16 protein-coding genes are annotated in these 19940 nt (G+C 33.1%); 1 reads left to right on the top strand and 15 read right to left on the bottom strand.

Features of this window, described 5'->3' with window-relative positions:
- Nucleotides 1-34 precede the first annotated feature (34 nt).
- From ABJD27_RS09890 to ABJD27_RS09820, 15 genes are all read right to left on the bottom strand, one after another.
- Nucleotides 35-1012: a polyprenyl synthetase family protein gene (locus tag ABJD27_RS09890; protein ID WP_348162841.1), complete on the bottom strand. Its 978-nt coding sequence runs from the start codon at nt 1010-1012 to the stop codon at nt 35-37.
- 43 nt (nt 1013-1055) lie between these two features.
- A complete protein-coding gene (gene rlmN, locus ABJD27_RS09885; protein WP_348162844.1) occupies nt 1056-2096 on the bottom strand; it encodes a 23S rRNA (adenine(2503)-C(2))-methyltransferase RlmN in 1041 nt (346 codons plus the stop codon).
- 118 nt (nt 2097-2214) lie between these two features.
- Nucleotides 2215-3264, bottom strand: coding sequence for a tRNA preQ1(34) S-adenosylmethionine ribosyltransferase-isomerase QueA (gene queA, locus ABJD27_RS09880; protein ID WP_348162847.1), 1050 nt, complete (start codon nt 3262-3264; stop codon nt 2215-2217).
- Between the two features lie 118 nt (nt 3265-3382).
- The gene (locus tag ABJD27_RS09875) at nt 3383-4639 is read right to left on the bottom strand and encodes a 3-phosphoshikimate 1-carboxyvinyltransferase (RefSeq protein ID WP_348162850.1); all 1257 of its coding nucleotides are present in this window, start codon (nt 4637-4639) and stop codon (nt 3383-3385) included.
- 9 nt (nt 4640-4648) lie between these two features.
- Nucleotides 4649-4975, bottom strand: a complete 327-nt coding sequence (locus ABJD27_RS09870) for a nucleotide pyrophosphohydrolase (RefSeq protein ID WP_348162853.1) — start codon at nt 4973-4975, stop codon at nt 4649-4651.
- 2 nt (nt 4976-4977) lie between these two features.
- Entirely contained in the window at nt 4978-6990 is a 2013-nt protein-coding gene (locus tag ABJD27_RS09865) for a transglutaminase domain-containing protein (RefSeq protein ID WP_348162856.1), read from the bottom strand.
- Nucleotides 6987-9005, bottom strand: a complete 2019-nt coding sequence (locus tag ABJD27_RS09860) for a transglutaminase domain-containing protein (RefSeq protein ID WP_348162859.1) — start codon at nt 9003-9005, stop codon at nt 6987-6989. Before ABJD27_RS09860 ends, ABJD27_RS09865 begins: the two co-directional genes overlap by 4 nt.
- A 104-nt stretch (nt 9006-9109) precedes the next feature.
- Complete coding sequence (locus tag ABJD27_RS09855) at nt 9110-11119, bottom strand: DUF3857 domain-containing protein (protein ID WP_348162862.1); 2010 nt, start codon at nt 11117-11119, stop codon at nt 9110-9112.
- A 9-nt stretch (nt 11120-11128) separates the two neighbouring features.
- Nucleotides 11129-13030: a DUF3857 domain-containing protein gene (locus ABJD27_RS09850; protein ID WP_348162865.1), complete on the bottom strand. Its 1902-nt coding sequence runs from the start codon at nt 13028-13030 to the stop codon at nt 11129-11131.
- Nucleotides 13031-13076: 46 nt separating this feature from the next.
- Nucleotides 13077-13529, bottom strand: coding sequence for a D-aminoacyl-tRNA deacylase (dtd, locus tag ABJD27_RS09845; RefSeq protein WP_348162868.1), 453 nt, complete (start codon nt 13527-13529; stop codon nt 13077-13079).
- A 6-nt stretch (nt 13530-13535) separates the two neighbouring features.
- Nucleotides 13536-14483, bottom strand: coding sequence for a ribosome small subunit-dependent GTPase A (gene rsgA, locus ABJD27_RS09840; RefSeq protein ID WP_348162871.1), 948 nt, complete (start codon nt 14481-14483; stop codon nt 13536-13538).
- A gap of 180 nt (nt 14484-14663) precedes the next feature.
- The gene (locus ABJD27_RS09835; RefSeq protein WP_348162874.1) at nt 14664-15749 is read right to left on the bottom strand and encodes a bifunctional 3-deoxy-7-phosphoheptulonate synthase/chorismate mutase type II; all 1086 of its coding nucleotides are present in this window, start codon (nt 15747-15749) and stop codon (nt 14664-14666) included.
- 27 nt (nt 15750-15776) lie between these two features.
- Entirely contained in the window at nt 15777-16628 is an 852-nt protein-coding gene (locus tag ABJD27_RS09830) for a prephenate dehydrogenase (protein WP_348162877.1), read from the bottom strand.
- 42 nt (nt 16629-16670) lie between these two features.
- Nucleotides 16671-17813 carry an aminotransferase class I/II-fold pyridoxal phosphate-dependent enzyme gene (locus ABJD27_RS09825; protein WP_348162880.1) on the bottom strand — a complete coding sequence of 381 codons (1143 nt, stop codon included), beginning with the start codon at nt 17811-17813 and terminating at the stop codon, nt 16671-16673.
- Nucleotides 17810-18628 carry a prephenate dehydratase gene (locus tag ABJD27_RS09820; protein ID WP_348162883.1) on the bottom strand — a complete coding sequence of 273 codons (819 nt, stop codon included), beginning with the start codon at nt 18626-18628 and terminating at the stop codon, nt 17810-17812. The genes ABJD27_RS09825 and ABJD27_RS09820 overlap by 4 nt, the downstream gene beginning before the upstream one ends.
- Before the next feature lie 367 nt (nt 18629-18995).
- Between ABJD27_RS09820 and gldA the strand changes: the two genes are divergently transcribed.
- Entirely contained in the window at nt 18996-19892 is an 897-nt protein-coding gene (gene gldA / locus ABJD27_RS09815; protein ID WP_348162886.1) for a gliding motility-associated ABC transporter ATP-binding subunit GldA, read from the top strand.
- Nucleotides 19893-19940: the final 48 nt, after the last annotated feature.

The raw sequence follows: 19940 nt of genomic DNA, 5'->3' as shown, positions 1-19940 counted from the left end.
CGCTTTCGCGAAAGCGCACTCAGTATCTTTTTTATTATTTTTTACGATCTATCACATAATTCACCATAAGTTCCAGCGAATCTCTATATTGGGATACAGGATAGGTGTGTAGTATTTCTAAAGCTTCTTGTTGTATTTTTTTCATTTGAGAAGTCGCATATTCAAGTCCTCCTTTGTCTTTTACAAAAGTGATCACTTCCTTTACTCTTTTCTTATCTGTATTGTGATTTTTAATGCTATTAATAAGCCAATTTTTCTCCTTGACCTCAACATTATTCAATACATGTATAAGAGGTAGTGTCATTTTTTGCTCTTTGATATCGATACCTGTAGGTTTTCCTATTTTATCATCTCCATAATCAAAGAGGTCATCTTTTATTTGAAAAGCAGTTCCTATAAGCTCTCCAAAGTGTCTCATTTTTTCTACTTCTTCTTTATTGGCATGCACAGCACAAGCACCAAGTGCACAACAAGCAGCTATAAGTGTTGCCGTTTTCTGACGTATGATCTCGTAATAAATATCTTCTGTAATGTCTAGTTTTCTAGATTTCTCTAATTGTAATAGTTCTCCTTCACTAATTTCTCTAACAGCAACAGAAATAATTTGCAATAAATCAAAATCTTCATTATCAATAGAAAGTAGCAATCCTTTTGAGAATAAGAAATCTCCAACGAGTACTGCTATTTTATTTTTCCATAGAGCATTAAGAGAGAAAAAACCTCTTCTTGTATTACTATCATCCACAACATCATCATGTACAAGACTCGCTGTATGAATTAGCTCGATAACAGAAGCACCTCGATATGTACGATCATTTACTTGACCTTTTCCTAGCATTTTTGCAACTAGAAATACAAACATAGGTCGCATTTGCTTTCCCTTTCTGTTTACAATATAATGTGTGATACGATTAAGAAGTGCTACTTTAGAACGCATAGAAAGTGCAAACTTTTCTTCAAAAAGTTCCATTTCATAGGATATAGGTTCTTTGATTTGTGCTACAACTTTCATCTAGAATCAAATATAAGAAAATGGTCGGTGCATAGACACCCTACTATTGTTTATTTGCTAGTTGCCCACAAGCAGCATCAATATCTTTACCTCTAGAGCGTCTTACTGTGACAGTAACCCCCTGTGACTCTAATATAGAGACATACATATCTATTGCTTCTGGAGAAGCTTGCTGAAATTGTCCATCATCTATAGGGTTATATTCTATAAGGTTTACTTTACTAGGTACTGCTTTACAGAAATCTAGTAATGCATGAACATCTACTTTTCTATCATTAATTCCGTCCCAAACTACGTATTCATAGGTGATCCGTTTTTTAGTTTTTAGATACCAATATTGCAATGCTTCTTTGAGTTCTTGTAATGGCATTTGCTCATTAAATGGCATAATCTCTGTACGCACTTCATGTATAGCTGAATGTAAAGACACTGCTAGGTTAAACTTTACATTTTCATCTGCCATTTTCTTTATAATCTTAGGCACTCCAGATGTAGATACTGTAATACGCTTAGAAGACATTCCTAATCCTTCTGGAGATGTAATCTTATCAATGGCCTTAAGAACATTATTATAGTTCATTAGAGGCTCTCCCATTCCCATAAACACAATATTAGACAATGGTCTATTGTGATAGAGTTTACTCTGTTGATCTATGACGACAACTTGATCTACGATTTCATCAGGATTTAGATTACGCATTCGTTTTAAACGCGCTGTAGCACAAAATTTACAATTTAAACTACATCCTACTTGTGAAGACACACATGCTGTTGTACGTGTCGCTGTAGGTATAAGAACAGATTCTACAATAAGCCCATCGTGTAATTGTACTGCATTTTTAATCGTACCATCACTGCTACGTTGCATTTGATCTACCTTAATGTGATTGATCACAAAATGAGTGTCTAATAATACACGAGTTGCTTTTGAGACATTAGTCATGTCGTCAAAATTATGAGCTCCTTTCTGCCACAACCACTCATATACTTGGTTTCCTCTAAAAGCCTTATCTCCTTCTGAAACAAAAAAGTCTCGGAGTTCTTCTTTAGAGAGTTTGCGTATATCTTTTTTATTTGTAATCACGATGCAAAGTTAGGTTTTTCATAAGGAACATAAACCTAGATGAAGACATAAAAAAACTCAAGCAATGTGCTTGAGTTTTTTAGATTTTATATCTATAGAATTTTTGCTTTCGCGAAAATTAGATAATTAACATCGCATCACCGTAAGAGTAGAAATTGTATTTCTCTTCTATTGCTTCTTCATACGCCTTCTTCATTAAATCATGTCCTGCAAAAGCAGATACCATCATTAATAATGTAGATTTTGGTGTATGGAAGTTTGTGATCATACAGTTTGCTATACTAAACTCATATGGAGGGAAAATAAATTTATTTGTCCATCCTCCAAACTCATTTAATGTATTTGCACTAGATACTGCACTTTCTAAAGCTCTCATCGCTGTAGTACCTACGGCACATACTCTGCGTTTTTCCTTAATCGCTCTGTTTATAATTTCTGTAGCTGGTTTATGGATATATGCTTCTTCACTATCCATTTTATGTTTAGACAGATCTTCTACTTCTACTGGACTAAACGTTCCTAATCCAACATGTAAAGTAACCTCTGCATAATGAATTCCTTTTATCTCAAGACGTTTTAATAAATGTCTAGAAAAATGCATTCCTGCTGTAGGAGCTGCAACGGCTCCTTCTTCTTTTGCATATATTGTTTGATACCGATCTTTATCTTCTGGCTCTACATCTCTTTTGATATATTTAGGAAGTGGTGTTTCTCCTAAATCTGTCAATTTTCTTCTAAACTCTTCGTATGATCCATCATATAAAAAACGAAGGGTACGTCCACGTGAGGTTGTATTATCAATAACTTCTGCTACTAGGCTTTCGTCATCACCAAAGTATAATTTGTTACCAATTCTAATTTTACGAGCAGGATCTACTAAAACATCCCAAAGACGTGTTTCAGGATTTAATTCTCTAAGAAGAAACACTTCTATACGTGCTCCTGTTTTTTCTTTATTTCCATATAAACGAGCAGGAAATACTTTTGTATTATTAAGAACCATCACATCTTCAGGCTCAAAATAATCGATAATATCTTTGAACATTTTATGTTCTATCGTTTGCTCTTTTCGATTAAGTACCATTAATCGTGATTCGTCACGATTTTCGGCTGGACGTTCAGCAAGAAGTTCTTCTGGTAAATTAAAGTTGAAATGTGATAATTTCATCCGTTGGAATTATTTTTAGTTTAGGTATAAATAGTTGTTTTCGCGAAAGCGTATATAAAACACGTTTATTTTTGCAAAGTGGCAAATATACAATCTCGGGATAGGGGTTGTCAAGTAATTAATCAATTATCTCTTGTTTAAAACCCAAAGTTTTCAAATCTTCCCAAAAATCAGGGTATGATTTTGATACAACGCCTGCATCTTCTATCATTATTGGAACACATAACCCAAGTGGTGCAAAGGCCATAGCCATTCTATGGTCATGATAGGTAGCTATCGTAATATCTTCCTTTAAAGGTGTTGTTCTTTTTTCTAGGTAAAGCGATGTATCTGTTACTTTAATAGTACCTCCTAGTTTTGTGATTTCTGCATACAGCGCTTCTAATCTGTCTGTTTCTTTGATTTTTAAGGTATGCAATCCTGTTAACTCACAACCTATTCCTAAACCTAAACAACTCACTGCTATAGTCTGCGCTATGTCAGGACTATTACTAAGGTCTAGTTGTAATATTTCTGGCAATTGTATCGCAGCGTCTAATTGCAGATGCAATTTATGGTCTTCAAAATGTGACACAACTCCCAATTGTTTATATATCTCTGCTAGTACTGCATCTCCTTGCAAGCTATTCTTTCTATAGCTAGAGATTGTTATTTGTGTGATGGCATCACTCTTAGAACGGGTATGCATCATCGCTACTAAACTATAATAATACGAGGCACTACTCCAATCTGACTCTACGACAATTGTTTTAATGTTACTTGTCTCCTTGAATGGTTTAATTTGTATAGATTGTCCTTCAAAGTGTGCCGTAATCCCTAATTGATGTAATAATTCTAGAGTCATTTTAATGTAAGGAACAGAGGTTATCTTTCCATCTAAGTTTATTACAATTCCTTCTGGCAAAGCTGCTCCGATAAGCATTAATGCAGAGATGTACTGACTACTTACATTTGCTTGTAGGGTTACTTTATTTTTTAATAATGTAGTCCCTTTAATACATAGAGGTGGATATCCTTCATTTTTTTGATATTCTATATCTGCTCCTAATGATCGTAACGCATCTACAAGTATTCCTATAGGACGTTCTTGCATACGTTTACTTCCTGTTAGTATTGTTTTACGATCTTTCTGAATAGCAAAATAGGCAGTAAGAAAACGCATTGCTGTTCCAGCATGACTTATATCTATAACCTCATCTTCGCTTTTTAATGCTTTTTGCATAAGCATCCCATCATCACTATTTGACGTGTTTTCTATAATAAGTCCTTCAAAAAGAGCTTGTAGAAGTAATAGACGATTAGTCTCACTTTTTGAGCCTGTAATTCTAATATCACTTTTAAGGTGATTTTTGGTATTTTCTGTTCTAAGAAGCATTCTTTTTATTTATTTGAGCTTCTCGTTATTGTGATGACGATCATGATCTCTTTTTGTCTTAATATCTAATTTCTTATCAAAAGCTTCTTGTAAGTCTATTCCTGTTTGATTTGCTAAACAGAGTACCACAAATAACACATCTGCCAGTTCTTCTCCTAGGTCTTTATTTTTATCACTCTCCTTCTCGCTTTGTTCTCCATATCGTCTTGCGATAATACGTGCCACTTCACCTACTTCTTCGGTAAGCTGTGCCATGTTGGTAAGTTCATTAAAATAACGGACTCCGTGATTTTTGATCCATTCATCTACGGCTTGTTGAGCGTTTGAAATATCCATGATTATTTTTTTATCAAAACTACCTTTTCTTTTTCTTTGGTAACAATTTGTGTGTAAAAATCTTTAATCTCATTGTAAGCATCAGCCTCTACCAGTGTACTATTATTTCTAAAAGAGCTAGAAATTTGTATACTCGTTTCATTTATTTGCTTAAATTTAATTTTGTAAGAACCCAATCCTTCAGAAATATTTACTTCTAAGTTTGCTGGAATACTCACTACTTTATAGTCCTCAGGAATCGTAAATGTTATCGTATTCTCTACTGTTCTTGGGTAGCGAAAATCTATAGGCAAGACTCTATCTGATGATTTAAAGGGGTTTTGTGATTTTATTAAAAACAATTGAGGAGAGAGATACATCTTATCACCTATTATTTCTGTAAAATCTACTGTATTAAAGCTAAAAGAAATGGTCGCTGGTTTAAACAAGTGATCAAGATTAAAAGAAATATCTGACACTTCATCTAAGTTTATTTGTTCTTTTAATATCTCTTCTTGACGATCTTTAGAAATTCCTTTGTATGTATTTCTAATATAGATGCCTTCACTATTTGAAAAGTTACGTCTACACTTTCCAGAAATAGCTCCTTTCTCATCTATCGTTGCTATCATTAAAGATCTATTACTTGAATACTCTTTTGAAAATAAAGGAATTGCTATAGACTGCCCATTTTCTTTTATGAGTCTTCCTTCCCAATTCATTACTCGTTCTGGCAATAATCCTGGATATAAATTTTTTCCTGTTGCATCCATAAGTATCCATTCATTATTATAATATACTGCAGCTACTACATAATCAAAGCCATTGATCGTAGGGTATATTGGAATTCCATGTCCCTTAGTACTCGCCATTACTGGAGCGGCTTTAAGTCCCATTTTCTTAAGTAATGCCACTAATAATACATTTATCTCATATGCCGTGCCAGCATTATCATTATAGGCTTTACGTAAGTTTTGTACTCTATATTTATTTGCACTTCTATCCCAAGTCATTTTATTCTGGATATATTTATATGCCATATGAACTCTATCCAGAGTCGCAACAGATTTTGACTTTAACTCAGTACTTACATCATTTAAAAAATTAGTTCTTTTAATTTGACCTGCAATACGATCATCACTATTTAAAAACTGAGCAACTTCTTCCCAGCTTTTTGCTCTGGTTTGTTTTTTACCTTCTCTAAATTCTACCGCAGCCAATTCATATACAATAGACACTCGGTAATTATCCATATTATTTACAAAAGCTTCTTTTTTTAATGCAGGAATATCCTTGAGACTATATTCTGAAACAGCTTCTTTATACTGTATATTACTAGTAAGGGTTCTACTTGTACGTCCTCCAAAAGGATTTTTTTGTTCTATACTAAAATTTTCATTTCGACTTTCTACATATAATTTTGGATCTATATCTAAATAGCCTTTCACAAATTTATTATAATCAAAAAACTGTGGAACCTCGATTTTTGCAAAAGCATTTTTCACTGGAATATCTTCTTGAAAAATCACATCATCAATTGCCCAATAGGTAGATTCTATAACATATTGGTATTCTATAATAGACCCTTGTCTTATGGCTGGTATTGCAATAGACACCTCATCGACATTATCTGTAAGTCGATTTTTTATGATGCTTTCCTTACCCATTTTAATACGCTTTACTTTGCCATCTTCAAGATTATAGGTGTATGCTTCTATCTTTTTTATATTTTCTACTTCTCTACCATCATGATACAATTGCATTTTTTTTGTTCCATATGAAAATCCAGAAATACTATTGATTTTTATGACGTCATGCACTGTTGTAAATAACACCCATCCATCTAGTTCATCACGGTACTCAAAATGTGTTCTTCTATATTTATTTAAATAAACAGCTGGAGCCGCTTTTTGTTCATCATTTAAAGCAATCTCAAAATGTTGCTTTTTTATTTTCCCTACTTTATATTCTTGAGCGGTTACGACAGTACTCATAAATAAAACCAAGAACATAAGTAACCTATATTTTACCATCATAACTTTATTAAAACAATTTTTTCATTTTCCTTCTTTGTTATCATTTTAAAATATTGTTGCAAGTCTTTGTATGTTTCTGCACCAAATCGTGATCTGTTTATTGATTTCTGTTCTACTACTGTAATTACACCATTAGATTCTGATATATCAAATCTAAAAGTACCCATGCCGCCTTTTAAGTTTATGGCAAGTTTTTCTGGTAAAGATTCTACTTTATATCCTTCTGGTATTTTTATGGTAATATTATATTTATCTTCTTTTGCAAATTCAAAATCTATCGGATAAAGGCGGTTTTCTGACTTAAAATAGTTTTGATTTGGTATCATATTTAAAAGAGGGGATATGTATAACTTACCTCCTATTTCTTCTACTGTACTTTCAGAAATAAAATCATATTCTAACACTAATGGTTTATATATATTCTCCATCTCTTTAAAGCTAGCTTTTTCTATCTCCCATGATTTATTTTTTTGCTCTATTTTACTAAGTTGTTCTTCTTTATTAAGACCAACATATGCTTCTCTAGCTTCCATACCATAATGACCTGTAAACCGATTTTTTGAATTTCCTTTTAATACTAAATCTGCATCAATACTAGCAGAAACAAAACTATTATGAACTGCAATTTTTGGAGCATTCAGATTTACTGCACTAGAAGTACCATTAGCTCTAATCATACGGCCATTCCAGTTAATAAGCTCTGTATTTAAAATCTGTGGCGCACTAAGTTTATGTGATGCATCCAACAACAAAGGGTTTCCATCACCTCCTACAGCTGCAACGACAAAATCAAATCCATTACGAGTAGGAAACAAAGGAATTCCATTGCTTTTTGAGCTTATTAAAACAGGATTACTATCTATCCCTGCCTCTCTTAAAAGTCCAACTAATAACAAATTTATATCTGCACTATTTCCATTTTTCTCATCAAAAGCTTTTCTAACTCCTTTACTAGCATAGATCCCTTTTTGTCCATTCCATATAATATTAGAACGAACGAATTCAAAAATTTGAACAATTTTTTCTTCCTTAGAACTTGAATCATCTACAACATTTGCCAGTACTTTTTTAAAAAATTTAGATTCACTTAATTGATCTCCAAATTTTTTAGAATCATTTATATCCTTAGCTACTGCATCCCAACTTGTTGAATATGTATTAATAGGTGAATTAGGAAACTTCGTATAATTCAACTCGAATTCTATTCCGCTTCTATAGTTTTCTATATTTGAAGTAAAATCTTCTTTTTTTAAAGCTGGAACATCACTTAAAACAACTTCATATCCATTAGATTCTAATTCTATTTCTTCTATTCTATTACGACTACCACCTACCAATCTACTAGACTCTACTTTGTATTTAAGTTTGATTTTATCTCTTCGTTTTTCTCTTTTAATATCAAACGAATACCAGCCTTTATTATGGATTTTAAAAATCATATATTCTGGTGCCCAAAAATTCATCTCAACCTTATCAACAGGGATTGTTTCTTGAAAATGATAAGGAGATAAATTTCCTATATAAGGAGTTATAATTGTATACTTATATTCAATAACAGCACCATCAGTAATATTTGGCATTGTAAATTTTTTAATGTCTAAATAATCTGTGTATTCTTCAAGAAAAATCCCATTAGAAGTAAGTTTTACTTCATTAATCCCTCCATCTTCTAATGTATACGTACTTCCTTTAAGATTAATTATTTTATCATCAGAAGCGCCATACCCTTTATATAATGGTAATTGAATGGTTGCGACTTCACCTCCATTTTCTTTTGAATATATTTTGACACGTTCATGAACTTTAATTATTGCCTGAAAAGAACTACTATTCTGATTATACTTAAAACTTGTATTTGTTTTTCTATATAGTACCGCCGCACCTGCTTCTGGATCTAATCTGTGTAGTTCTTCTGCAAGTTCTTCTTGAGACACCTTTCCAAATTTGTAGTTTTGAGCATTTACATATTCACCTAAAAAAACGATACTTATAATCGTTAGTAAAAATTTAATCATAACTAGTTATTTATTTTTTTTAGAGTATTTTTTTGATCATCGAAATGAATAGAATCAATGCATTTATTCTTAGGAATAGCATATTACCTTGATAACAGGTTAAATTATGATTTTACAAAAACTATCTTTTCTGCTTCTTTTTCTAAAATCATTTTATAATACTCTTGTAAATCCTTATAGAACTCTGCACCCATCACTGGTGTTTTAATAGCATTCAGGAGTGTTATTGTTACTTTTCCTCCATTTTCAGAAACTCCATACCTAAAAGACCCCATATTATCTGTAAGATTAATTGATAAAGGTTCTGGCAGTGATTCTACCATATATCCTTCTGGAATCTTTATAGAGATATTATACTTATCTGATCTAGGGTATAGATAATCTATAGGGTACGATCTCGTTTCTGCTTTAAAATAGTTTTCTTTTGTTGCCAAATGAAGCAATGGAGAGATATACATTTTATTCCCTATAGCCTCAACAGCCTCTTCATTTTCAAAATTATATTCTAACGTTAATGGTTTATTACTATTATCCATTTCCTTAAATGTATGATCAATCATTTGAACAGATTCGAAGTTCTCTTCCATTTTTTTAGATTGTTCATCTTCATTTAAACTTTTATATCGAGCTCTTTGTCCTTTTGCATAATGACCTGTAAATCTATTTTTAGAATTTCCAATAATCACAAGGTCTTCATTTATTTCTAGATTTATAAGGCTTGTATGAACTGCTGGTTTGGCCGGAAGTAAATCTACTAATAATGAACTACCATCTGCTTTCACCATTCTTCCTTTCCAATTTAAAAGATTAGTTTTTAAGATACTAGGAGAACTTGTTTTATCAACACCATCAAGAAGGAATAATCTATTATCCAAGATAGCGCCAGCAATCACATAATTAAACCCAGTTCTTGTAGGAAAAAATGGTATCCCATTTGCTTTGGTACTCAACAAAATAGGGTTAGTTTCTATCCCTGCATAGTTAAGCATAGCTATTAACATTAGATTTATATCTGCCACATTACCAACTCCTTCTGAATATGCTTTTTTACTTCCTTTATCTACATATACGCCATAGTACTTATTCCAATTCATTTTTGTCTTGACATAATCGTACACTTTCATCATTTTTTCTTTCGGATCTGAAATTCCTGCAATAAGCACGTCGATATCTTTTCTAAAATATTTTGTTTGCTCTAACTCTTTTCCAAAACCATCTGATTTATATATCTTCTTTGCTACATCTTCCCAAGTTGTCGCATAATTACGCACTAGAGAATTAGGGTATTTTGTATATGATAATTCAAATTGTAATGCCGACATATAATTATTTATATTTCCTGCAAAAGGTTCCTCTTTAAGTGCCGGTATGTTTTCAAGATTTACAATGTATCCATTCTCCGTAAGCTCTACCTCTCTAGTACCTCTTTCTACCTCTGTAGCTCTTGCCAGAGCTTGTCGTTCATATCTAAATCTAAGTGTACGTGCTTTTTTTGTAGTTTGTAGCCCCAAAGGAATAGAACCTTTTCCATGAGTTCTATAGATTAAATATTCTGGTGCAAAGAATCGCATTTCTACTTTATCTACTGGAATTTCTTCTTGAAAACGAAATTCATCTATAGTAGAGATAAAAGGAGATGTAAATGTATACTTAAACTCAATGATACAACCATCTTGTATATCTGGCATCGTAAATTTTTTAATCCTTAACGTTTTACTACGCTCTTCATCAAACACTCCGTTACTTTGAAGCTTACTCCCCTTAACACTACCGTCTACTAAGTTATAAGTCACCGCCTTTAATGACGCTACACTTTCTTTATCACTTGAACCTAGATACATTCCTATTTGCTGGTTAGCAAGATCATATCCATCTTTATTATATATCTTAATTCTCTCATGATGATCCGTTACTACTACAAATCCATCATCTTCACTATACGTAAACTTCGTACTAGTTTTTCTATATAATACCGCTGCACTTGCTTCCGGGTCTGATGCATGAGCAGTTTGCGCAAGTTCTTCTTTAGACACTTTTCCAAATTTGTAATTTTGAGCATCTACGCACTGACTTAAAAAAACGATACTTATAGTCGTTAGTAAAAATTTAATCATAGTTGTCTATTATTTTTTTGTTAATGCGATCTTTTGATTGTCGTAACGAGCCACTTTCCTCACAAATGATCTAAAAGCTTTATATTTTTCTTTTGAAAATGTCCCATCATAGAGAGAGAATTTTCTAGTATACTGTATGGAAGTATCATCTATACGATTATAAGAAAGATTATACATCCCAAACTCATTCTCTACATGAATATCTTCAAAAGCATCTGGTAATGTATAAGTGTCAGGAATTGTAATCATTACTTCATCCTCATCTACAAAACCTCTACTAATTTGTAAATCAAAATTTCTTACTTTATATCTTTGCGGAACCCTTGTATATCTATTAAATGCATTTAAAGAGACAAGCATTTCTTCTCCTGCAAAAGAGGCATAACTATCTGCTGTAAAAGTGATTTTCTCATGTATGACTGCATCTCTTTTATTACTCTTTACATCAATGGTATCAATTTTCATATTATTGATATGTTCCCAAAAACTATAGTAATGCTTCTTTTGATCGCTTTCTATTTGATTCTCTACAAAATAGCGATCATTATATTGCACCCCTTTAGATTTTATAGAAACCTGCGCATCTATCATTCCATCAGGAGTAATTTGATAAGAGCCTTTTAAATATTGTGAATTTTCTAAATGATTATAAACATCAGTATGCACTATTTTACCCCCTTCTGGTGTAATAATTACTACATCTCTATCATCTGTAAAACCAGCTATAAAACCAAACGGAACTTCTTGGCTTGTGCATTCTAACCATATATAATCATCTCCATTTGGAATACTTAAAATTGCATGATTCCCTTGCATAGAAACAAAATCTGGTTGAATATCTCTTTTACTATTTCCTCCATATAAAATTGTATAATATGAAGGGATTTCTGCCACCTCTAGTAGTGATTTTGTATAATTAGTCAATGCTTTACAGTCTCCATATCCTAACGCATCTACCTCTGAAGCCAACATAGGCTTCCATCCTCCTATACCAACTTGTACACTTATATACCTTGTTTTATCTTGTACATACTGATATATTTTACGTGCTTTCTCTATATTATCGGTCTCTCCTTTAACAAGCTCTAATATTTCTATTTTTGTTTCTTCTGGTAATTGCCGAGTCTCTTTCAAAAGATAATCTTCCATCCATTTACCATAACTTGTCCAATCTTCTGCGGTTCCATCTACTCCAGATAGATGAAACTTATTTAGAGCAAAGATTACGGTAGGAACTATATTTTGAAAACTTGGACTGTATGCCTCTCGCACTAATGCTTTATAATTTTCTGTAGACACCTCTATTTTACCAGGGGATTGGTTTATGACTATTTGATCATTAGGATTTAATAATTTATACTTCAATTCAAGATCTGGCGTATGTGTTATTGTACATGAACTCTTCCCTGTACTGCTTTGATAACTATTATTAGGAACCCAAGGATATATAAATGCGGTATCACTACTTACCCATGAAGATGTAAACACAACAGTAAAAGGATATGAAACTGGGGTGTAATTCAGGTACTTCACTCTAGAGTCTTCAAAAAGACTACCATTACTTACCGAACTTACATCTTTAAAATCTCCTTTCTTAATACGTTTAATTTCTTTACCTAACTGATCATAAATAACAGCTTCTAGTTTCTTAACTCGTGAATCATCATCATAATGAACATAAGCACCTACATCACTAAGTCCTTTTTTATTAAGTACCGTTACTATTCTATATGTAGAATATTCGATGGTACGTTGATTAGGAATATGAACAGTTATACGTTCATTACGTATGACACTATTTGCATTCTCTTTAAGGTCATCAGGTAACATAAGAGCTTGTAATTCGATAGGGTCTTGTGCAAACAATATTGTAGACTGTACCAAGAGGTAACACAAAAGAAATAAACGCATTAACTTTTTTTGGAAATATAGAACTACTTCTAGAAATAGCAAAAGATTATTCTCTGTTTTTTGAATCTATTGTAATAGTAACAGGGCCATCATTGAGTAGTTTTACTTTCATATCTGCCCCAAATTCTCCTGTAAATATTTCCTTAGTATGCTTTCGCGAAAGCGTACTTACAAAATTTTCATACAAAGGAATGGCAATATCTGGTTTTGCAGCTTCTAGAAATGATGGTCGATTTCCTTTTTTTGTACTTGCATGTAATGTAAACTGACTTATGACTAAAAGATTACCGTCTACATCTTTTACAGATAAATTCATAGCACCATTCTCATCACTAAAAACACGCAATCCTATAATCTTATTAGTCAACCAATCTATATCTTCTTGAGTATCTTGATGTGTGATACCTAATAAAATAAGAAATCCATGTGCTATACTAGATTTTATATGGGTATCTATAGTAACAGATGCTTCAGAAACTCGCTGAATAATAACTCTCATAACTAACTATATTGCATATTGATCTTTACGATATTGCTCATCATCTCCTTCCATAATCTGAACATAACTCTTATAACGTGACCAGTGGAGTTCATCATTATCTAAAGCATCCTTAACAGCACATTTCGGTTCTTCTAGATGCAAACAATTATTAAATTTACATTCACTTTTTAAGGCAAAAAATTCAGGGAAATAATCTCCAATTTCTTCCTTCTCCATATCTACAATCCCAAACCCTTTTATCCCTGGAGTATCTATTATTTTTGCATCAAAACTTAAATCATACATTTCGGCAAAGGTGGTGGTATGCTGCCCTTGCATATGCTGTTCACTGATTTCTTTAGTTTTAATATCTAGATCAGACTCTATAGCGTTTACTAATGTTGATTTCCCCACACCACTATGTCCCGTAAACATATTTACTTTACCTTCCATAGCTTGCTTAACAGCATCTACATTTGTTTGTTTTAAGGCAGAAATTCCCATACACTCATACCCGACTTCTCTGTACATTGCTGCCAGAAATTTAATCTCTAGTAACTCATCTTCTGTATAAGTATCTATCTTATTAAAAAGTAGCACTGCTTTAATATCATATGCCTCTGCTGTAATTAAGAAACGATCTATAAATGCTGTAAATGTGGGAGGATTATTTAATGTAACTAGCAAAAACACTTGATCAATATTTGATGCGATAATATGGGTTTGCTTAGATAAATTTACAGACTTTCTTATGATATAATTATCACGCTCATGAATGTTTGTGATAACACCTGTCTCTACATCACTTTTTGTATCAAGATCAAAATCTACTAGATCACCTACAGCTACAGGATTTGTGCTTTTTATTCCTTTTATACGGAACTTCCCCTTTATACGACATTCGTACCATTGTCCATTCTCCGCTTTTACGGTATACCAACTTCCTGTAGATTTATAAACGGTTCCTGTCATAATAAATAGTTATAGCAAAAATAGGTACTTTTTATCTAGCAACTTACCTAAACCCAGATTATACAGTAGAAAAGCTATTACGCCACAGAACTATTGTAAACGCAATTAACTGCACATAAAAAACCCAATAACCTCTTATAAATGTTATTGGGTTGTATCTATACAAAAAGATAACATTAGTTATTCTTTCTGAGCTATCTTTTGTTGATGATTAATTGATTCCTGATGCACAGCTTTAAACACTCTCAATATGAACTCCTCACTTAAATTATGTTGTTCTCCTTCAAGAATCATTTTCCCTAAAATTTCGTTCCAACGTCTTGTTTGAAGTATAGCTACATTATTATCTTTTTTAAGGCGGCCTATTTCATCTGCAACTTTCATACGCTTTCCTAATGACTCAATAAGTTGATGATCAACAACGTCTATTTGTGTACGTAGTGTATTGATTTTATTATTATACTCTACTTCACTCCCTTCTACCTTTCTGATTTTAAGATCAATCATCATCTGGATCAATGTCTCTGGTGTAATTTGCTGCGCAGCATCACTCCAAGCATTATCAGGATCATAGTGCGTCTCTACCATAAGTCCATCATAATTCAGGTCTAAAGCTGTCTGACTTAAATCATGAATAATATCACGACGTCCAGCTATATGCGATGGATCAAGAATTAACGGAAGGTCTGGAAAACGATTTTGAAGGTCAATCGCTATTTGCCATTCAGGATTGTTTCTATAACGTGTTTTTTCATAGGTAGAAAAACCTCTATGTATCACTCCTAAGTTTTGTATATCTGCTGTATGAAAACGTTCTACAGCTCCCAGCCAAAGAGATAAATCTGGATTTACCGGATTTTTAATAAGTACTGTTTTATCTGTTCCCTTAAGTGCATCTGCAATATCTTGAACGATAAAAGGAGATACTGTTGTACGTGCTCCAATCCAAAGAATATCTACATCGTGTTGTAATGCAAGATCTACATGATTAGCATTTGCAACTTCTGTTGTAGTAAGCATTCCTGTTTCTTCTTTTGCTTTCTGCAACCATTTCAATCCCAATGCCCCAACGCCTTCAAAATTACCAGGGCGGGTACGTGGTTTCCAGATACCAGCACGTAATACGGTTGCATCTGTATCTTTAAGTTGATGTGCGATTTTTAATACTTGTGCTTCCGTTTCAGCACTACAAGGTCCTGCAATTACAAGAGGGTGATCTAAATTAAAAGCATCTAACCAATTTCTAAGTTCTTTTTTATTTTCCATGACGGTACTATTTTATGCCTATTAAGCTTATTCTATTCCTTTTAATATTTCTTTAATATGATTTGTATTCTTCATTTCTTGATGCACTCCAATAAAGTCTTCTTGCCTCATTAACTCTCTAAAATGCTCAAGGTTTGCTATATATTCTTCTAATGTTTCTAATATATTTTCTTTGTTTTCTTTAAATATAGAGGTCCAAGTTGTAGGATTACTTTTTGCAAGTCTCACGGTAGAAGCAAATCCACTTCCTGCCATATCAAAAATATCACGTTCATTTTTTTCTTTATCTATGATCGTCTTTCCTAACATAAAAGAACTTATATGTGATAGATGTGAAACATAAGCAATGTGTTTATCATGAGATATAGGGTCCATATATCGAATACGCATCCCTATAGATCTAAATAATTCTAGCGCTTTTTCCTGTAATTTAAAACTTGTTTTTTCTACTTCACATATGATATTAGTTTTGCTTTTATACAAACCTTCTATAGCTGCACTTGGCCCAGAAAACTCTGTACCTGCAATAGGATGACAGGCTAAAAAATTTCTTCGTTTCTCATGAGTTGCCACACTTTTACAAATAGCCGCCTTAGTCGATCCCATATCGATAACTAACGTATGATCTCCAACTTGATCTAACACTGTAGGTAATACCTCAACAGCAATATCCACAGGAATAGAAAGCACAACAAGATCTGCTTCACTTATGGCATCTAGATGTCCTTCGTCATCGATTAATCCAGTAGCTATTGCCTCTGTTATATGAGCAGGAGTCGTATCTATTCCAAAAATGTACGCTTCAGGATATTGTCCTCGTAAATCCTTTGCTAGAGAACCTCCTATAAGCCCTACTCCTATGATGTATATCTTTTCCAAATGCTCTTCTTTTTTATTGTATACGCTTTCGCGAAAGCGTACTTAAAATCTTTTAATTGCTTTTTTAATTTCTTCTTCTGTCACACATAAACTAAAACGGATATACCCCTCTCCTTGTGTTCCAAATATGGTTCCTGGTGTTATAAAAATGTATTTTTCTTGTAATACAGTGTCTATAAAATTTTCGGCATCTACTCCTTCAGGAAGTTTTGCCCACACAAACAGTCCAACACTATTAGAATCATAAGTACAACCCAATTTCTCTACCAGATTATATATAAGTTGTCGTCGTTTTGCATACACCTCATTAATAGTATCAAACCAGGAAGATTCCAACTCCAAAGCAGCAATAGCTCCTTTTTGGATCCCATAAAACATCCCACTATCCATATTTGATTTCACCTTAAGGATATGATTTATATACGTAGCATTTCCCGCGACCATTCCAACACGCCAACCTGCCATATTAAAAGTCTTACTCAATGAGTTAAGCTCTAATGCCACATCTTTTGCACCTTCAATATCTAAAATTGATTTTGGATGATCATTAAGAATAAAACTATACGGATTATCATTTATAATAAGTATAGCATGTGCCTTTGCAAAAGTGATTAATTTTTCAAAAAAAACATCTCTCGCTTTTGTACCAGTAGGCATATGAGGATAATTTACCCACATCATTTTTACACGGCTAAGATCCTGCTGTGCTAATGCATCAAGATCTGGCAACCAACTATTTGTCGCGTCCAAATCATAGGCTACAGGAACTGCCTCTACGAGTTTGGTCACTGCACTATAGGTAGGATACCCAGGGTTAGGAATTAAAACCTCATCTCCAGGATTAAGAAAAGCCATACTAATATGCATGATTCCTTCTTTAGACCCCATTAAGGGCAATACTTCTGTCTCTGGATCTAGGGTAACTGTATAATGTTTTTTATAAAAACGTGCCATAGCTGTTCGCAACTCAGGGATTCCTGTGTAACTCTGATATTGATGCGCTTTTGCATCTTTTAACCCACTTTCTAATGCTTGAACTACAGCTTCTGGAGCGGGCATATCTGGACTCCCAATTCCCATATTTATAATAGGATGGCCCTCAGCCGCAAGGGCTCGCACTTCTTTAAGCTTACGCGAAAAGTAATACTCCTTTGTATCTTGTAATCTATGTGCAGGATGTATCATTTTTTACGATTTTTATATTCTCCTAATACTTTAAAATCTGTAGCCATAATCTGTAAGATCTTTTTTGCCTTTTCATAATCTGTATATACATCAAAAGTGATGTCTACAAAAAATGCATACTTCCAAGGAGTTTCTATAATTGGCATAGATTGTATCTTCGTTAGATTAAGTTTACAATCACTCATCACATTTAATATAGTAGCAAGACTTCCTCTTTTGTGATCTGTTGTAAAACATAAGGATGCTTTATCACAATCGTCACCTATTTGCTTTTCTTGCGTATTTAAAATAAAAAAACGTGTCTCATTATTTTTTATCGTTTGTATTTGAGAAGCAATAATATCTAGGTTATATATTTGAGAAGCAGCCACACTTGCAATCGCTCCAATTCCTTTAAGACCTTCTTTTTGGATTTGGCGCGCAACACCTGCAGTATCTGTATCTTCTACTAGTTTTATATCTGGGTAGTTTTGAAAAAATTGACGGCATTGTATATGCGCCATAGGATGAGACCATACCTCTTTAATATCTGCTATTGTTTGTCCTGGCAACCCCATAAGATTGTGTTGTACATCTAGATAATATTCTCCATCTATAGTAAGGTCATATTGATTTACCAATGCATAATTAGGCAGAATAGCTCCTGCTATAGAGTTTTCTATAGCCATCACAGCAGCTGTAACTTGTCCTGTAATAAGTTGATCTACTAATACAGGAAAAGACATACACTCTGCAACAGGCACCTCTGGAATAAAAAACTCCTGAGCTACTTTATGATGAAAAGATCCTTGCACTCCTTGAATTGCTACTTTCATGAATTTATTTTATACTATTTTTTAATACTCTATGCTATAAAAAACAAAAAGTCCTGATAATGATATCAGGACTTTAAATAGTTTTTGAGTGTTATTTATTACAATCAACGTCCCGAGTCCTTCTTTCCGAAGAAGAAGAAAAAGAAATAGTTGTTCCAGTAATAAATATTTATAAACATTATGAATTTGTCTTAGACGTAAATGTAGAAAAAAAAGTAAGGTAACCAACATTATAGATTTATTTTTTCTTCATTTTTTCAGTAAGTTCAGTTTTTACATAAAAAAATCATAAATGAATAAAAAATCTACCTGTATAATATAAAATATGTATTGTTCTTATTCGTTAGATTTGTAAAAAGTCTTACCCATGTCTATTGTTGTCAAGAACATTACAAAAATGTACAATGCTCAAAAAGCATTAGACACCGTTTCCTTTACATTAAAGAAAGGAGAGATTGTTGGTTTCTTAGGTCCAAATGGCGCCGGAAAGAGTACCATGATGAAAATCCTCACAACCTATCTTACTCCTTCTGAAGGAACTGCATCTGTAAATGATTATGACACTCAAACAGAAACGCAAAACGTACGTAAATCTGTAGGATATCTTCCTGAACACAATCCCTTGTATTTAGAAATGTATGTACGAGAGTACCTCACATTTAATGCAAATATTCATAATACTCCTAAAGAACGTGTTGCCGAAGTCATTGCGCTTACAGGACTAACTCCAGAAGCGCATAAAAAAATAGGGCAACTTTCTAAAGGATATCGTCAGCGTGTTGGCCTCGCCAATGCCTTATTACATGATCCTGAAGTATTAATTCTCGATGAGCCTACAACAGGACTCGATCCTAATCAGTTATTAGAAATACGCAATCTTATTACATCTATAGGAAAGGAGAAAACAATATTAATGAGCACACACATTATGCAAGAGGTAGAAGCTATCTGCGACCGAGTGATTATCATTAATAAAGGAGAGGTTGTTGCAGATCGCAAACTACAAGAGTTAAGAGAAGGTCAACAACAAACAGTCATTGTAGAGTTTGATTACCGAGTAGAAACCGTTGCCTTAGAAAGATTAGACCAAGCTGTTTCTGTAAAAAACACACACGATTTTATCTATGAAATTGTATTTAAAGGTAAGGAAGATATGCGTTCAAAAGTTTTTGATTTTGCACACGATAATGGACTTAAGATTTTACAACTTAATCAGAAAAATGCAAGTTTGGAAGGGTTATTTATGGAATTGACGAGTTCTTAAAGGGCAAAACGCTATAAAATAATAGGTATTCATCTGTTATAATTGATA

This window comes from Dokdonia sp. (genome assembly GCF_039945015.1).
GTDB lineage: Bacteria > Bacteroidota > Bacteroidia > Flavobacteriales > Flavobacteriaceae > Dokdonia.
This window is presented reverse-complemented; position numbering and strand designations above follow the sequence as displayed.